The organism is Tamlana sp. I1, from assembly GCF_015355625.1.
Taxonomy (GTDB): domain Bacteria; phylum Bacteroidota; class Bacteroidia; order Flavobacteriales; family Flavobacteriaceae; genus Pseudotamlana.
In genome coordinates this window covers 114,380-132,088 of sequence record NZ_JACLAF010000001.1, presented here as the reverse complement: position 1 = coordinate 132,088, position 17,709 = coordinate 114,380, and the positions used below count along the sequence as shown (strand labels likewise).

General features: G+C 34.7%; 12 protein-coding genes. 2 read left to right on the top strand and 10 right to left on the bottom strand.

All coding sequences use genetic code 11. The features are described from left to right. Window positions 1–6: 6 nt before the first annotated feature. Window positions 7–1,023 (bottom strand): zinc-dependent alcohol dehydrogenase, encoded by a 1,017-nt coding sequence (locus tag H6X70_RS00485; RefSeq protein WP_194765716.1) that lies wholly within the window; start codon window positions 1,021–1,023, stop codon window positions 7–9. Window positions 1,024–1,038: 15 nt separating this feature from the next. Continuing rightward, a complete protein-coding gene (locus H6X70_RS00480) occupies window positions 1,039–3,576 on the bottom strand; it encodes a glycoside hydrolase family 2 TIM barrel-domain containing protein (protein ID WP_194765715.1) in 2,538 nt (845 codons plus the stop codon). Window positions 3,577–4,698: 1,122 nt separating this feature from the next. Between H6X70_RS00480 and H6X70_RS00475 the strand changes: the two genes are divergently transcribed. After that, window positions 4,699–6,309, top strand: coding sequence for a tetratricopeptide repeat protein (locus H6X70_RS00475; RefSeq protein WP_194765714.1), 1,611 nt, complete (start codon window positions 4,699–4,701; stop codon window positions 6,307–6,309). Window positions 6,310–6,443: 134 nt separating this feature from the next. Here H6X70_RS00475 and H6X70_RS00470 read toward each other — a convergent pair whose 3' ends face one another. After that, window positions 6,444–7,715, bottom strand: coding sequence for an Ig-like domain-containing protein (locus H6X70_RS00470; RefSeq protein ID WP_194765713.1), 1,272 nt, complete (start codon window positions 7,713–7,715; stop codon window positions 6,444–6,446). Window positions 7,716–8,184: 469 nt separating this feature from the next. On the opposite strand from H6X70_RS00470, the gene H6X70_RS00465 reads away from it, so the two are divergent. Continuing rightward, entirely contained in the window at window positions 8,185–9,213 is a 1,029-nt protein-coding gene (locus H6X70_RS00465; RefSeq protein ID WP_194765712.1) for a LacI family DNA-binding transcriptional regulator, read from the top strand. Between the two features lie 36 nt (window positions 9,214–9,249). Here the strand turns inward: H6X70_RS00465 and H6X70_RS00460 are convergent, their stop codons facing one another. From H6X70_RS00460 to H6X70_RS00430, 7 genes are read right to left on the bottom strand one after another with little or no spacing between them, the layout of a single operon-like run. Then, on the bottom strand, window positions 9,250–10,380 hold the full coding sequence (locus H6X70_RS00460; protein ID WP_194765711.1) for a glycoside hydrolase family 26 protein: 1,131 nt from the start codon (window positions 10,378–10,380) through the stop codon (window positions 9,250–9,252). Window positions 10,381–10,439: 59 nt separating this feature from the next. Beyond that, the gene (locus H6X70_RS00455) at window positions 10,440–12,032 is read right to left on the bottom strand and encodes a glycoside hydrolase family 43 protein (protein ID WP_228530218.1); all 1,593 of its coding nucleotides are present in this window, start codon (window positions 12,030–12,032) and stop codon (window positions 10,440–10,442) included. A gap of 2 nt (window positions 12,033–12,034) precedes the next feature. Beyond that, window positions 12,035–13,576 carry a sugar porter family MFS transporter gene (locus H6X70_RS00450; RefSeq protein ID WP_194765710.1) on the bottom strand — a complete coding sequence of 514 codons (1,542 nt, stop codon included), beginning with the start codon at window positions 13,574–13,576 and terminating at the stop codon, window positions 12,035–12,037. A 30-nt stretch (window positions 13,577–13,606) separates the two neighbouring features. Continuing rightward, window positions 13,607–14,587, bottom strand: coding sequence for a Gfo/Idh/MocA family protein (locus H6X70_RS00445; protein WP_194765709.1), 981 nt, complete (start codon window positions 14,585–14,587; stop codon window positions 13,607–13,609). 3 nt (window positions 14,588–14,590) lie between these two features. Further along, on the bottom strand, window positions 14,591–15,928 hold the full coding sequence (locus tag H6X70_RS00440; RefSeq protein WP_194765708.1) for a glycoside hydrolase family 2 TIM barrel-domain containing protein: 1,338 nt from the start codon (window positions 15,926–15,928) through the stop codon (window positions 14,591–14,593). Continuing rightward, window positions 15,928–16,629 carry a phytanoyl-CoA dioxygenase family protein gene (locus H6X70_RS00435; protein WP_194765707.1) on the bottom strand — a complete coding sequence of 234 codons (702 nt, stop codon included), beginning with the start codon at window positions 16,627–16,629 and terminating at the stop codon, window positions 15,928–15,930. Before H6X70_RS00435 ends, H6X70_RS00440 begins: the two co-directional genes overlap by 1 nt. Window positions 16,630–16,647: 18 nt before the next feature. Next, window positions 16,648–17,685: a family 16 glycosylhydrolase gene (locus H6X70_RS00430; protein WP_194765706.1), complete on the bottom strand. Its 1,038-nt coding sequence runs from the start codon at window positions 17,683–17,685 to the stop codon at window positions 16,648–16,650. Between the last annotated feature and the right edge of the window lie 24 nt (window positions 17,686–17,709).

Genomic DNA, 17,709 nt, shown 5'->3' with positions numbered 1-17,709 from the left:
TAGAATTTATAACTGACAATCCATTAATACTTTTAAGCCATCAGGATTTCTGTCTATGTTTTCGAAAACTTGTTGAATGTTACTTAAAGGCTGTACATCGGTAATCATCTCTTCAAACGGTAATTCGTTAGCTGTGATCAGTTCGATAGATTTTTCGTAATCTTCCTTCTCATAAACTCGAGCCCCTATTAAGCTTAGTTCCTTCCAGAAAAATTTAAATAAATCCACTGGTTTTTTCTCTCCGTGAATAGCCACCATCACGATACGACCGCGAATTCCAGCAACTTCACACATAATATCTAATGCAGGTTGTACGCCAGCCACTTCAAAAACCACATCGGCTCTACGGTTTTCTGTTTTACTTTTTACGTATTCCACTAAATCGACATCAATCGGACTCACAGCATCAAAACCAAGAGCTTTTGCTTTTTCAATACGCTTCGGGTTCACTTCAGAAATAATTACTTGTGCGCCAACTTCTTTAGCCACCATAGCCACTAATAAACCAATTGGACCACCACCTAAAACTACAGCAGTTTCACCTTTTACTAAACCACTTCTACGTACATCGTGTGTTGCCACCGATAAAGGTTCAATTAAAGCAGCCAGTTTTAAATCGGTTGATTCTTTTAATTTGTGTAAAGTAAATGTTGGAACGTTCCAATATTGTTGCATTGCCCCTTCACTATCGATTCCAATAAATTTTAATTCTTCACAAATGTGATTGAAACCTTTATCGGAAGCTTTTACTTTTCTATCATCCAACGGACGAACTACAACTTTATCGCCAACAGCATAATCGGAAACACCATCGCCAACAGCATCAATAACCCCAGACATTTCATGCCCGATGGTTACAGGAATGTTTACACGTTTGTCCATCATACCGTGGTAAATATGAACATCGGTTCCGCAAACACCAACATAAGCGACTTTAATTCTAACTTCGCCAGCAGCTGGATCTGCCATTTCTTTTTCAATTACTTTGAAGGTTTTATCCCCTTCGTAACGTGTTGCTTTCATATCGTTTTAAATTTTTTATTTACTTTTTATAGAAATCGTTTCCGTTTTTAATCCGCGACCTTTAGCCTTAACATGAATGGTTCCTGGTGTTCCTGTAGCCTGAATAACTAATAAGGTTTTACCGTTATGCGTGGTGTTTTTGTTAGACTGAAAAGGTTGTACACTCTTTTTCCAACCGTTATCGACACCTAATAATTTGGCAGGTCCAGAAATTTCAAAATGAATTTCACGATCGTCTGTAGCAACAGGATTTCCATGTTTATCTTCCAATTGCAACACAATATTTGATACGTCGTAATGATCTGCATCAAGTGTTAAATCATCAGCAATTAATTCGATTTCAGAAGATTTGGTAGCCGTAACAATTTTCGATTCTGTTACAACACCATCTTTAGAGCCTTTAGCAAGTAAAGTTCCTTTAGTGAAAGGCACACCCCACTTATAGATATGATCTTCGAAATCTTTTAAATATTTTTTACCTAGAGATTTGCCATTTAAAAACAATTCAATTTCATCGCAATTTGAGTAGATTTCAACAGCAATCATTTCCCCTTTTTCATAGTTCCAATAGTCATTAACATCTTGCCATTCCCAAAGGGCGTGCTTCCATTTATTCGGGTTTTTAGCCACGATATTGCCGTTGTCATCAATTTTATTTAATGACTTTTCAATGGTTTGTGTCGCAATATGAATCATTGGTTTTTCGGTCCATAAGGATTGCATCATATAATACGACCCTTTAGGAAAACCAGCTGATGTTAACAAGCCTGAAGGTTGCACGCGCACTGGCCAAGGTTCTCTAATTTCACCCATATAATCGATACCTGTCCAAAGAAAAGTTCCAGAAATAAACGGACGCTCCATAATAGCTTTCCATTCGTGATACTGCGCTAAATTTTCGGTTCCCATGATTGGTTTATCTGGGTAGTTTGTGTGTCCGTAATCATATAAAATACGGCGGTAGCTATACCCAACTACATCTAAAGCATCGGTGTAACCAGACAAATGACTTACCGACGGTAAAATTAAATTTGCTGTAACAGGACGTGTTGTATCTAAAGCTTTTGTCCAACGTGATAACTTTTGAGCCGTTTCACCAATATCGTATTTACCTCTTGGTAGGGTTTCTAGCTGTTCCTTGATTTTTTCTGGAGAATATGGCGGCTGATCCCAAAAGTAATTTCCGTTCCAGTTCATGTTTCCAAAAAAACCGGTTGCATCGGCATTTCTTGGGTAGGTCCACTCGATTTCATTACCAATACTCCACTGAAAGATTGAAGGATGGTTACGATGACTTAACATGATTGCTGTTAAATCTTTCTTTGCCCATTCTTGAAAATGTTCTTGATAACCACGAGTAACGTAATCGACACTTTTTTCGTTAGTGTTTAAACGTTTATCTTTAGGGTTATCCCATTCATCAAAAAACTCATCTTGCACCAAAAAGCCCATTTCATCACATAATTCTAAAAATTCCTTTGAAGCTGGATTATGAGAAATTCTTATGGCATTCACACCACCATCTTTAAGAATTTTAAGGCGTCTTTCCCAAACATCTTTTGGTACTGCAGCTCCTACGAGTCCGCCATCATGATGTAAACACACCCCTTTAATCTTCATGTTTACACCATTTAAAAAGAAACCTTTATTGGTATCAAACTTAATCGTGCGGATTCCGAATGGGGTTTCAACCACATCGATAACCGTATTGTTTTTACTAATAGTTGTTACTGCTTTGTATAAATATGGAGAGTTAACATCCCAAAGTTGAGGATGGTTCACATTTAAATCCTGAGTGATTTCAGCATTTGATTGCGCTTTGATAGCTAATTCAGTACTTGTTTTTGCGATTTCATTTTGGTTGGCGTCAAAAATCTTAGTGGTAACAAAAACTTTTTCATCTGAATTATATGCATTAGAAAAACTCAAATCCATTTTAACCTTTGCAAGATCTTTGGAAACAGAAGGCGTTGTAACAAAAGTCCCCCAAATAGGAATATGAAGTTTATTGGTAGTAACTAATTTAACGTTCCTGTAAATTCCTGCTCCAGTGTACCAACGGCTATCGGCAAAGCGGCTATGATCTACCTTTACTATAATAGTATTAGGTTTACCATTTGTATTTAAATGCGGTATTAAATTGTAATAGAAAGGTGAATAACCATAAGGGTGAAATCCTAATTTGTGACCATTTATATATACCTCTGAATTATTATATACCCCATCAAAAAGAATATAGGTTAATTCATTTGATTCAGTTTTTAAACTAAATTCCTTTTTATAATAGCCATAGCCCACACTTGGAATAAAACCAGTAGCTTTAGCATCATCGCCTAAAGATTCATCAAAACCATTTTCTACAACCCAATCATGAGGCAGATTAACTTTTTTGAATTTAGATTTGTTTATAGTTTTATAATCTACATCGGAATCGCTTAAATAAAAGTTCCAATCTAAATTAAAGTCCAATTCTCTATCAAATTCACTATTATTTTGAGAATAAGATAAAAATTGAACACAAATAATAAAAACAACACAAAATAGATTCTTCATTTTTAATAAATTATTAGAATACAAAAATGGTTTATAATATTAGATCAACAGGGAATTAGCACTAGACTAGAACTGTACAATAGTTAGCATACCTCGATTTTTAACTACAAAAACACTCAACAAGCTGTTAATAAGTCATGTTTTTCAGCTTAATTATCGAATTGATGAATTGAATATTTCAAAAATAATAAGAGCCCAAAAACGCCTTTTTTTAATTTTCAAGAAAAGCAATTAAAACAAATTGAAACGACATCATTTATTTTGATGCCATTTAAAGCAGACTGATTAGATCATTTGAAACCAAGGTTGTGTTGCAATTAATTAACCATTTTATGAAACCTAAGATTCAGTATGAGTAAAAATATTTTACTTTAATAATTAATGTCTTTAAAAATCGACGGAAGCAAAAACCCAAAAGCAAGACTAATCTTTAACAGTACATTTAAGCCCTAGACACCTACTTTGCATTATATAAACATACTACAAATAGGTTTTACCTCACTAGACAACACCACCATACATCCCTTACAAAGCAAACAAGAAGCTAACTATTTACACAAGCTGTATCATAATCAAAAAACTATTAATACAATTGTTAGCACTAAAAACCAAGTAGACGCTTCAGAAATTGTTCATTAAAATTTAGAAAAACACAAGCAAAAAATAAAAAACACTACAAACTTGACACACAATACGCTACTCAACTAACAAACAAAAAGTACACACAACACATCAAATTCACAACGGACACACCCGTCATTCAATAAAAAAACAACTAAGAATTTCTCTGTAAAACTTAATAATTTTTAACTATTTCGTACTATAAATTAAATTTATTGACAATTTAATACTAGACAACAACTGAACATTTAAAAAAAATCAAACAAATACAAACACAACACGATAAAAACAATACGATTGTACAAAATCTTGATTACCAGTGAATTAAATATATTTTTAAAGTGTAAAAACTGAAAAATAAATAAATTAAACTAGACAATTGAAGAAAAACCACCTTCCAATAACACCTTGTGCACCTATATTTTTTCTTTACATTTGAAAACCAGAACTACCACTACCACAACTAACTAAACGAATAAATTAAACTAACAATTAATTATTATGAAGCCATTAAAATTCTTCCTACTTATTTTTTTAGCGCTTTTTCATGTTCAGATGCTATGCAGTCAAAATCCAGCTGAACGTGATTCATTCTATCAGAAAGCAGAAAAATTAAAATACGACAAACCAGATAGCGCTGCAGTTTACTTTCAAAAAAGTGTCGATTTTCAACTGAAAGTAAAAGACACATTAGCAGCCATAAACAGTTTAACAGATTTATCTTTTTTATATGCTCATAACGTTAATTATGGAAAATCTTATGATGGTTATTGGAACGCCCTTCTTTTAGCTGACAAGTCTAAGGACTCAGTTTCTATAGCCAGTATTTACAACGAATTAGGATGGCTTTATAGTTATTATAAAAGAGATGATGAAGCCTTAAAATATTTTAATAAATCTATTGCAATAGATAAAACACTACGATTAGATCCTGTTGATTACAACACTAATTTAAGAAGCGATTATTTTTCGATTGCTGTTTTCTACAGAAATAAAGAGGAATTTGATTTGGCTCGTAAATATCTTGATAGTAGTAACGTGTATCATAGCAAATTAACCGATAATCCGCCATATTTTGCAGCTTCCGAACTTGGATACATCCAATGTAAAGAAGGCAGCTGTAAGGAAGGCATTGACATGTTAAAAGAATCTGAAGCTTATTTTAAAAGAGTTGACCCCTCCTACCTGACCATTATTTACTATTTATTTGGTGAAGTATATCGCGATTTAAATGATTTTGAATTGAGTGAAAGCTATTTTAAAAAATCGCTAGAATTGGGCGAAAAATACCATACGCATAGCAATTACGCACCTAGAAACTACGAGTCATTGTCAGAATTATATCAAGCAAATAACAAATACAAAGAAGCTTACCAAGCGCTTTTGCATGCTAACGAGCTAAACAATAATATTTTTGGTGGTCGTAGTAAAAACAATCAGCATTTATTAGAGATTAAAGATGATTTTAGGGTTGAAAAACAAAAACAAGAGGCTTTATTAAAAGAAAAGCGACTAGCTGAACTAGAGCATGAAGACAAAATCTGGCTGCTTAAAACCATTCTTTTAGTGGTGGTTGTTTTATTTATCTCTTTGTTTGCCACAGTTTTTATAAGAAACTTAAGGATAAAGCATAAATCGGAAAAACAATACATTAAAAAGCAACAAGAAATTGAGCGTAAAAGGCAAAATGATATTCTTGAATTAAAAAACAAACAATTAGCGTCTTCTGCATTACAACTTATTGAAAAAGATGAATTTTTAGAGTCTATAAACTCAAAATTATCTAAACAGAATAACCAAATTGATACCACGATTATAAAGCGTATGGTAAAAAGTATTCAAGGTAATACGGCGAGTAACTGGAAGGAATTTGAAGCTAGATTTACAAATATTAATCAGAGCTTTTACGCTAACATCACAGAAAAATTCCCAAAACTTAGTCAGACCGACCAAAAGTTATGCGCTTTAATAAAGTTGAATTTTTCAAGCAAGGAAATGGCATCCATTTTAGGAATAAGCGTAGAAAGTGTACACACATCGCGTTACCGTTTACGCAAAAAATTAGGCTTAGAACGCAATGATAACTTAACCGATTTTATCAATGAATTCTAGCCTAATAAATATTGCAAATGCCTAATTGATTTAGAGAAAATCATAGGCTATAAAACACGCCACGAATACACAAATTTTTAACTCTGTTTTTATTTAGTCTACTGTGTACTCGTGGCTATTTAAAACTTAGGAAATTACTCCTGTTCTAAGGTCCAGGTTCTTACCCAATCCACCTTCATAGTATTTATACTGTTATCATTTAAATCGGATTTTGGTGGCAAACCACCTAACCAACTTTCATCTGCGGTCCATAAATCAAAAATAATCTCTAAATCTCTTGTAAACTCACGATCGGTGTACACATTACCAGAACGGTCATGCCCTACTTCAACACGACCTGCAGGCTCGCCATCTAAATAAAACTGAATGTGTTTCGAGTCTATCCACCACACACCAAACGTATGGTAGCCTTCATTCCACTTAATACCTTTACTTGGGTTAACATCTGATAAATTACTTTGATTAAAATTATCTTCATCACGTATAACCCCAGGTGTTTTGTTTGAATCGGCTTGGAAGTATTGCGAATTCATTTGCATAGGAAAATCTGGTTGACAACCACAAGATGGTTTCGAATTGTTTTCTATAATATCAATTTCATCACGGTTTGCCGAATCGCCATTATTCAACCAATAAGTATTATAAGCTGAAATGTGCGCTGCTTTTATACGTGCTTCGGTATACATTGGGTAATTCGCTTTTGTTCTAGAGTGAATTCTAGCTGTTTGAAACCATCGACCATCCACATTGGTTTCGTTTAAAGTGGCTTTAATCCATAAATTTCCATCTGCAACTCCAGAGTTTGTATTAGCCGTTGTCATGAGTACAGGTACGCCGTAATTCCAAGTCGATTTAAACCATTTGCTGTTGTCCCAAGCATCAAATTCATCAGACATAGCTTCATTTTTCACCCATTTTTTACCTTCTGGCGTGGTGTTATTAATAGACACAAAAGACGGAAAATTGGGGTCTATGTTTTCAAAATCTTCAGCTGTTAGTCCACCAGCTGGGTTTACTGTAACATGAACTGTCGCTGTGTCTGAATCGCCATCTTTATCCTTTAAAGTATAGGTAAAGCTGTCTGCTCCATTAAAATCGACATCAGGAATGAATTCAAAAACGCCATCACTAACTTCATTTACATCGCCATTTTTAGCGTTGGCAAACAAACTGTAATTATCGTCATCACCGCCATCTTTTCCAACAGTATCATTTTCAGAAACATCAACTTGATTGGCTTCTCCTGCACTGCTATTTTCTTCAACAGTAAGTACATCGTCAACTGCAGTGGGTTTATGGTTTTCTGGATTAGAATCTGAATCGTTGCAATTAAAAAGGGTAAAGCATAAGCAAACCAATACTATCAAGTTTACTTTTTTGTTTAAAACGCTTGTGTTTTGAGTCATTTTTATCATTTTATATTGAAAAATCAAAATTAGGCCACTTATACATAAACCATATGTTTTATCACTAGACAAGAACTATACAGGGTTGCATTTTATGAATTATTTAGGACCTATTTATGTCTTTTTTAAGAGTTTTTTAAACTTTAAAACCTAAAATTCTAATATTTCTTTTACCGGAGAATACCGTTGCTTAATCAAGAAATTCAGAATAAATAGTCCGCAAGTGAACGTTGAATAAAATGGAATAAAATTTTATAATACCACATTTTCAATTTTTGGAACCCGTAAGGTTCTTTTAAAAGACACTTTAAATTCATTAAAATGAAAGAAGGATTTGATTGATATTTTTACTACTTTCGGATGTGTTAAAATTTCTAAAAAACCAACGCTCTCATTACTAATTTTAATGCATACAAAGCGTAACACATATTTTTTTATCTCCCCTGAAGCATTAACACTCTATGTATAAATGAAAGAAAGAATTACATTAAAACATATTGCTAAAGAATTTAATGTCTCCATTGCGACTGTTTCTAGAGCTCTTAAAAACAGTTATGAAATTGGTGAAGCTACAAGAGAAAAAATTCAAGAATATGCTAAACATCATAACTACAAACCCAATAGTATTGCTTTAAGCCTACTCAATAAAAAAACTAAAACCATTGGTGTAGTTATGCCTACAATTCTCAACCATTTTTTTGTTAAAATTTTTAATGGCATTGAACAAGTAGCCAATGAAAAAGGCTATAATTTAATTACAATTATTTCTAACGGAAAACTTGAAAAGGAAATCGCATCTTTAGACATGTTAGAAAATGGTTTTATTGATGGTTTACTCATTTCTTTAAGTGAAGAAACGCAATCCAAACAACATTTTAAACATATTGAGGGTTTTATAAATAATGCAGGGCCTGTAGTTATGTTCGATAGAGTTTCAGATTCGGTTGAGACTGACAAAATCATTGTAGACGACTTTAATTGTGCTTATAAAACCACCGAACATCTTATAAAAACAGGATGTAAACGCATTGCCATTGTTTCTGTTTTAGATAATTTAGGCATTATAAAACTACGCATTGAAGGTTATAAAAAAGCTTTAGAAGATTATAACATTCCTATAAATGAAAAAATAATTACATTAATAAAAAAAGACTACGATTTTGAAACAGAGATAAAAACCATGTTAGACTATCAAAAAATTGATGCTATTATAGGTCTTGAAGAATTCTCTACTGCCGAATCCATGCTAATCGCTAAAAAAAGAGGTTATAAAATTCCTGAAGATATTTCGGTAATTGGTTTTACGAGTAGCGAGTTGTTTCGTTACACCAATCCGTCTATCACATGTATTAGTCAACACGGTGTATACATGGGAAAAAATGCTGCTGAAAAACTTATTGAACGTATTGAACAAAAAGACATAGATAAATCTACTTTTGAAACTAAAGTTATAAAAACAAGTCTTTTAGAACGTGAATCTACACGACCTTTAGATTAAAGTAAAGGACTTAATTAAACTTCTGTTTTTTAAAAATTAATCACGATACAACACATCATACAAGTTTTCTGAGGATTTAATATACTTAGGTTGACTCGTAATTTTTTTCCAACGCTTACTTAAGGTATCGCTTAATTGCAAACGAGAATCGACATACTGAAAAGTAGGATTGTCTTTCCACATAGGATGCGACTCCCAATAACAATTAATATAACTTACCGCTTTTACAACATCAGGATTATCGTCGATGGTTTTAAACAACGGAAGAAACCATTTTTGCCAAGCTTCTTCTGCTTGTTCTGGATTCCCCAATTTAGTTTCCTTTGTTTGTCCAGTAAATTTAGTATTGAAATCTGAAATAGTTGGTGCCGCTTCCGCAATAAAAACAGGTTTTCCTTTCTTTCGAGCAAACTCAATCATTTCTTGTTCTTTCCATCGGTTAAAAAACGAAAACGAACACCAATCCACATAAGCATCACCTGGATACCAAGCTTCTAACTGCTCTTGATTAGACACAAAACCTGTAGATTGCCATACATAAGCAGTGTTTGTAACTCCTTTTTCGCGTAACTTATCTACGATACGTTGATAGGCTTTTATGGTTAATTTTCTATCGTAATGATTCCATGGATCGCCATCAAACTCATACGCAATACGTAAAAACACAGGACGTTTCCCTAAGGACAGTAAAAAATTAGCAAGTTTATCAATATATGCATCATGGGTGCCATTGGCCACTTTTTCTTCATGATTTACAAATTGTAAGCCTATGGCTAAAATCATGTTTTCAAAATCAGGATCATTCAATTGAAGCGTCGCATTATAATCGTTATCACCCCAATCATTGGTTTCATAAATCCCATCCAACCCTTCTTGAGTACGGCCAAAGGACGTTTCGCCTGGATTAATATTAGTATAGGTGGTCCATCCTGCAGGGCGTTCAAAATAATCTAAATACCCATCATTATAATCGGATAACCCACCTACGGCTTCTAATTCTTGTCCTGCAAAAAGCAATACTTCGCCATCTTCAGGTTCAAATTTAGCAAGTGGTCGTTTAGGTTGTACTGCTTGTTCTGTTATCTCTAAAGTATTCGATTTCTTTTCAGCATCAGCACAACTTAAAACCAGGAGTGCTAGTGAAATGATGATGTATTTTGATTTCAATTTTAAACATTTTAATGTATCCATTTCCGAAGTCATTCAATTTAATAGTTTATAACATTTTATTTAAGCGGAAGTGCTTTATATTCAAACCACTCAAAATCGGCGTAGTTTTTATTTTGTGCTAAATCTTGACAACACATCCCTACAAAACTCCCCGTAAATGCAGGACGGTAACGATCGCTACCATCCCGCACGTGGTCGTCGGACAAAATACTAGCATCTAAAAGTTCTCCCAATTTTTGATAGGTTCTATTATCGAAACTATAATAAAACTGCAGGTCTTCCAAATGCATAATACCCTTTAAATAAATTTTCTCTTGCCCGGTAACATCAATTAATTCTTCTTGTGAAGATGATTCGCCATTGTTTGCTGAAAAAATAGAAAGATGATTTTCAGAGCCATCATAATTTGCAGTAATACAAGCATAATGCGAATGATCTGTATTATAATAAAACACCAAACCTGCCATTTGCTGTAAGTTTTGTGACTGAAACACTATGGCTGTTGTTACCTCAACGTGAAAATCTTGTACACGTCTGGCGATTAAACTTTGTTGAAATTGCGATGCTAAGGATTCTTTCCCATACAACCTTAAATATCCAGGTCGCGCCTGTAATGAACACCATTCTTCGGAAACAGGGATACGTAAAGACTGAAAATCGATTGGTAACTCCAATATATTAAATCGTATCATGTCTTCTTCTTTTTTAAACGGTTGCAGCTTTAAATTAGGAGTTGGAATATAGGTTCTAGGCACACAACCTCCTTGTTTTAAATAGGGCCATTGGTTTTCCCAAATCACTTCTTCAATAGCTGTTTCACGTCCTAAAGTACATTTTCCCAATTTAGAAATAGGGCGTCCAATTAAAAACACGGCATACCAATCGCCATGCTGCGTTTGAAAAATATCGCCATGACCTGCCTTTTGCAATTCGTTATCTGGATGATTTCGAGAAGACACCAGAGGATTATTTGGATGCATTTCATAAGGGCCGTAAATGGAAGAACTTCTTGCAATAGTCATGGCATGCCCATATTCGGTACCGCCTTCGGCCATAATCATATAGTAAAAACCGTCTTTAAAAAAAATATGAGGCCCTTCTGACAAACCCAAACTACTTCCTTCGGTTAAGTAATACACATCTCCAACAAGCATTTGTTGCGCTGGACAATATTCTTGCATTTCTATGCCTCCAAAAAACTTTCCCTTTCTATGGTCTACAAGCATATTTAAATACCATTTTTTACCCTTGGGTTCATGAAACAACGACCCATCGAAACCTCGCGACGACAAATAAATAGGTTCGCTCCAATCTCCAAGAATATCTGTGGTTGTTACCAAATAATTTGGCGTGTCTTTACAAATACCATCAAACGATCGCACATTGCTATACACCAAATAAAACACCCCGTCGTTATACGACAAACAAGGAGCCCAAACACCACAAGAATCGGGATTTCCTCGCATATCTAATTGCGACACGCGGTTTAAAGGCCGTGCTACTAATTTCCAATTTACAAGGTCTTTTGAATGATGAATTTGCACTCCGGGAAACCACTCAAAAGTAGAGGTTGCGATATAGTAATCGGAGCCAACACGTATTATAGAAGGGTCTGGATTAAATCCTTTTAATATGGGATTTTTAATCATATTTATATATTTTTTACTAAATCATTCTCTATTTGTTCTAAGGATTTTCCTTTGGTTTCGGGAAGTAATTTTAAGAGTAACAGAAATCCTATTACTGCAAAAGCACCAAAAATGTAAAATGTTGCTGCACTTCCTAAATTAGCAAGTTCTATGGGGAATACGAATTGAACCCCCCAACTTACTAATGAATTTATAAAACCAACTACCGAAATGGCCATACCACGCACCCAATTTGGAAACAACTCTGATAGTAATACCCACATCACAGGGCCTAGGGATATGGCAAAAGAGGCTACAAAACCAAGAATAGCAAGTAAAACCAGAATGGAATTCATATTAATGGCCGACTTTAGAATATCGCCTTCGTGTTTGGCGTAAATTTTAGAACCTAAAGCCTGTTTGATATCGTTTTTAAAAACTACATCACTATGGTATGTTTTATTTAAAACGGACGTGAGTTTTGAAGGTTCAATATCCTCGGAAAATGCCGAAATATTAGCTTCTGTTAGTTTGTAAGTTGCTTGACTAAACCCGTAACCCGCCACACACATACTAATAGCAACACCAGCAACACCAAATAACATTAATGGTTTTCGGCCAGCTTTATCTATTAAAAACATGGCTACTAAGGTGAAAACAACGTTGATAATTCCAATCCAAATAGCCTGAGCAAAAGCTGCGTTAGAGCCTACACCCGATTGTTCGAAAATGGTAGTCGCATAAAAATAAATGGCATTAACCCCTGTTATTTGTTGCAATACACCAATTATAATTCCAATAGTCATTACATATAACAGTGCTGGTTTAAGTAAATCTTTAAACCGAAGGGAAGATTTGGTTTCACATTGTCCGAGATTATTTAATATAACCTCAGATTCTTTTTTTGCTTCGGCTGCACCGTAAATAGATTTTAATACTTCATTTGCTTCCGCATCACGTTTTTGGGTAAAAAGCCAACGTGGACTTTTAGGCACCATAAACAGTAAGAAAAAGTATAAAATGGCAGGCACCAACTCAATCCCCAACATCCAGCGCCATGCATTCGTTTCGTTTATAAATTGAGAAACACCAACCTGCTTCAATAAAAAATAATTACAGAAATATGCTGCTGAAAACCCTAGTACAATATTAAGTTGCTGAATAGACACTAATTTCCCTCTACTTTTTGCAGGTGAAACCTCAGCAATATAAACTGGCGCTAAAACTAATGCTGCACCAAAAGCTGCACCACCAATCATTCTTGCAATAACCAACATGAGATAACTTGTTGCAAAAGCCGATAATAAAGCTGATAAGGCATACAAAAATGCCACACCAAGTAAAATGCGTTTTCTCCCCATCAAATCACTTAAGCTACCCGCTAAAAGCATGGCAAACATGGATGCAAATGAAGGCGAACTAACCACCCAACCTAATTGTACATCTGTTAAGTTAAATTGTGGTACAATAAACTTTATAACTCCTGAAACTACTGAAGCATCAAACCCAAAAAGGAAGCCGCCTATAGATACTACAAAAGCAATAAAAATGTGTTTTCTCGACATAAATATTAAATTTCTAAACGCTTTAATTAATTATTCTGATGGAAATTTCAATCCCGTTTGTTCCCTTACGGCATCAACAATTTCAATTAAATCTAAACTATTTTGGTGCGACCACAAGGCACTTTCAATTTGATTATTCCAGATACACTTATGACACTCTTCAATTTCATATGTAAATCCTTTTCCTAACGTTGGCAAAGCATAATCTACTTTATGATTATTTTTTATTAGGGAATAACTTTGTGCTTCATGCCAAATGGCATTCAAATTAATTCGCCCTTCTGTACCACTAATTGTTGCTACCATATTTGAAGGCGACACAAAACTACTATGTAAAATGGCCTGTGCATTGTTGTATTGTAAAACTATTGAAGTTTGTTTATCGGCACCATTTTCGTAAAAATTTCCAGCAGCCAGAACCTGTTTAGGCTTTCCTAGAATGGCATAGGCTAAAAACAAAGGGTATACACCCATTTCTAACAATGACCCTCCGCCATGTTTTAGCTCTATCATTCGTGGTGTTGGCATAGGAACATGAAAAGCAAAATCGGCATTTACATATTTTATTTCTCCTAATTCTTGTTGTTTGACTTTAAAAAGCGCTTCGGATATCGATGGGTTAAATCGTGTCCAGAAAGCTTCCATAAAAAACACCTTTTGGGCTTTTGAAACAGCAACCATCGCATTTGCTTCATTGGCATTTAAAGCTATTGGCTTTTCACAAAGAACATGTTTTCCGTGTTGCATCGCTTGAATGCTTAAAACAGCATGAGAGTCATGGGGTGTTGCTATGTAAATAATATCAATGTCATCATTATTAAACAAATCTTCATAATTCCCATAATAATTTTGGGCTTGAAAAATTTCAGCGAAAGCTTTGGCCTTTTCTAAACTTCTTGAAGCAACTGCATAAAGTTCGGCTTGCTCAACTAATAGCAAATCAGCACAAAACTGATGCGCTATATTGCCTAGACCGATGATACCCCATTTTATTTTTTTATCCTGTTTCAATGCTTAATTTTTTATATAAAACGGTATGTTTGCATTTCCTGCTTTATTTTTAGAATCGTATACATACGATAAAATGCGGTATGCTCCTGTTTCTTTTGGTGTTATGAATGTAAAATAACCTTCTTCTGAAGATACTATTTTCACAGCAATACGAGGTGGCTGGACTTCTTTTTCGCCACCTTGACTACGTTTATCGACTTCTTGAGCCACTTCCCAGGAGTAGTTTAATGTGTCCTTATTAGGGTCTGAAGCGAATACTTGTGCCGTGTATTCTGTATTTGGTTTCAAGTACACGTTATCTACAGCGTGTAAACTATTTAAAAGCAGACTATCCACACGTGGAGCTCTATTTTCAGGATAATTTCCTGTCCAAAGTTTTGTGAGGATATCTATATATTCTGTTTGTTTTCCGTCGGCATGATGCATCCCATACCATGTTGGGGTGCGCTCATGTTTTTGTCCCCAAACAAATGCAAAACCACCTAGACATTTCCCCGAAGTATTGTTTGCTAACCCCACCTTCATGCGGTGTTTTATACCATCGGCTTTAGGACCACTAGCTTCTTCAATTTCCCGATTCCATTCAGTTTTAGGCATTTCCCAGAATCCTTTTGGTCCAAATTCTGTAATCATATATGGTTTTTCTACATCTACCTCCTTCATACGTGCTTCAACATTTTCTAAATCGGCATATACTTGAACCGAAACGATATCTAATTGAGGTACACGTTCCAATGCTGTTTGTAAATGTTCTGGAATGACACCTGCGAATGTCATAGTAACAGGATGATTTATATCTGTTTCATGAATATAATCTACGATATCAGATATGGCATCATATACTTTAGGGTTTACTGTTTTTAAGGTTTCACCATCAGCTTCAAATAGCAAATTCAGTTCATTTCCCACCACCCAACACAATAAATTGGGGTGGCTTTTATAGGTTTCAACAATGCTTTTCACTTTTTCAAATTGATTAGCCACAGCTAACGAATCTTCATAATTAAATCCCCAGAGTTCCTTGCCCATACTAATGCCTAAAGCCACCATGACTCCCTGTTTTCTAGCAGCCTTTAAAATGGTATCTGCATATTTAGTAGACCAAGTTCTAATTGCGTTTGCACCTGTTTTTTTAAGGCTTTCTAAATTGGAATTATACTCAAAATTAAAGCCTATACCCTTAAGTTGAAAAAGGGAATCATTAACATAAAAATGACTTTGACCGTTAACCGATTTCACTTCAACTTTAGAAGACTGACTTCCATTCTCAACCTTTTCTGATTGATATTTACAGCTTATAAACGTTAAAATTATAAATACTATTAATATGATATTCTTCATTATTTTCGTTCTTCAATAACTTCTTCCGTAGAAAATTTATAACGCATATTTCTATACACGCAAACATCGGTAATATCCTCTGGCACGCCTTTTGGAACCGCTCTAAAATTAGATGAAATACGGTCTTTTTTAACTGGCATGACGCGATGAAAACAATGACCATGAAGTAAAATCACGGTTCCTTTTTTAGGCTGAAAAACAATCTGTCCATCAAGATCTTCATTAGGAACTCCAACAGGCAATACGCCTGCTTTATGCGATTTAGGCATGATTACAATAGCGCCTCCTGTTTCATCATTTATATCGTGTGTATAAACCAAACGGTTTAAATTAAACTTGGTTTTGTCTTCTGGCGGACAATCTTGATGCCACGCCTGACCTTTACTTCCCGCTTTAGAGAACATCATCATACAATACAAATTATCCCAACCGTCTTTTAATACAGCATCTGTAATAGCATTAAATTTTTCGTTTTTATCAATACCATCAAAATACGGTTGACCCTCACGGTATGGAAACCACGGAATAACTTCTACAGCCGATTTACTAATAAACTCGTTGGTGTGTTCCCAATTAGGATTTACACCAAAATGAGCTTGAATTAAGGCATTATATTCATCCATAAGCGCATCTTCAAAAAAATGCTCCAAAATGATATAACCTTCTTCCCAAAAGGATTTTATTGCGTTTTCAATGTCCATAATTTTAATTTTTGAACGTTACTCTTTTTGATAAACTCGAATATAATCGACAATTAAAAATGCTGGAAATTCTTCTGGAATTGGATTAACAGTTGGAAGATTTCCGCCAACAGATAATGCCAATACAAAATAGAATTTATCATTAAACGGATATGGTTGCCCGTTTGCTTCAGTAATGCTTGGTGTTAAAGTATGGTAAGGCACATCGTTAACCAACCAGGTTATTTTATCTTCTTCCCAAACAATAGAATACACATAATAGGCTTCGTTAAAAGGTTCGCCATTTTGCGACTTATAATGTTTAGAATTGTAACGATGATTATCTGGAAAATCGGTACCGTAATGTCCTGTACCCATAATATCGTTATGATCTTCCCCTAAATATTCCATAATATCGATTTCACCACCACTTGGCCAATACGCCCCTGGATTTTGGATATCGTAATTTTTATTCATCATAAATAAAGCCGTCCATGTACCAACAGGATTTGGCATAGCTGCACGAATATCTACACGTCCATACTGAAATTCATATAAATCATCGGTATGAATTCTTGATGATGTATATTTATGTCCTTCAATGTTTTCATTTTTGGCTTCAATAATAAGGTTTCCCGCATCGAAATACACATTGTCTTTCCGGTTGGTAAAATATTGCAATTCGCTATTCCCCCAGTAACATAAACTCGGACAACCATTTCCTAAATGAAATCCCCATTTATTAGTATCCAAATCATTGGATTCAAATTCGTCATTCCATTTTAGAGAATAACCACTGTAGTTCTTTGGGGCATCATAGCCTATTTTCGGAATATTTAACTGCGGAATACAAGCATCGCAATTGCCGCCACAATCAATTCCAGTTTCATCGCCATTCATAATTCCATCATCGCAAGTGGCGCAAGGTTCGCAATCGCCACCACAATCTACTCCTGTTTCTGTTCCGTTTTTAACCCCGTCAATACAAGAGGCTTTTATTTCGTAATGATCTTCATTTGAAGAGGAACAAGAGCAGAGAAACAGCAATAGAACACTATAAAAAACAGTAAACTTCATGTAATCTAGAATTTATTATTAAAA

Coding starts and splice junctions, on each gene's coding strand:
- H6X70_RS00485 (WP_194765716.1), bottom strand. CDS start 1,023: ATGAAAGCAACACGTTACGAAGGGGATAAAACCTTCAAAGTAATTGAA.
- H6X70_RS00480 (WP_194765715.1), bottom strand. CDS start 3,576: ATGAAGAATCTATTTTGTGTTGTTTTTATTATTTGTGTTCAATTTTTA.
- H6X70_RS00475 (WP_194765714.1), top strand. CDS start 4,699: ATGAAGCCATTAAAATTCTTCCTACTTATTTTTTTAGCGCTTTTTCAT.
- H6X70_RS00470 (WP_194765713.1), bottom strand. CDS start 7,715: ATGACTCAAAACACAAGCGTTTTAAACAAAAAAGTAAACTTGATAGTA.
- H6X70_RS00465 (WP_194765712.1), top strand. CDS start 8,185: ATGAAAGAAAGAATTACATTAAAACATATTGCTAAAGAATTTAATGTC.
- H6X70_RS00455 (WP_228530218.1), bottom strand. CDS start 12,032: ATGATTAAAAATCCCATATTAAAAGGATTTAATCCAGACCCTTCTATA.
- H6X70_RS00450 (WP_194765710.1), bottom strand. CDS start 13,576: ATGTCGAGAAAACACATTTTTATTGCTTTTGTAGTATCTATAGGCGGC.
- H6X70_RS00440 (WP_194765708.1), bottom strand. CDS start 15,928: ATGAAGAATATCATATTAATAGTATTTATAATTTTAACGTTTATAAGC.
- H6X70_RS00435 (WP_194765707.1), bottom strand. CDS start 16,629: ATGGACATTGAAAACGCAATAAAATCCTTTTGGGAAGAAGGTTATATC.
- H6X70_RS00430 (WP_194765706.1), bottom strand. CDS start 17,685: ATGAAGTTTACTGTTTTTTATAGTGTTCTATTGCTGTTTCTCTGCTCT.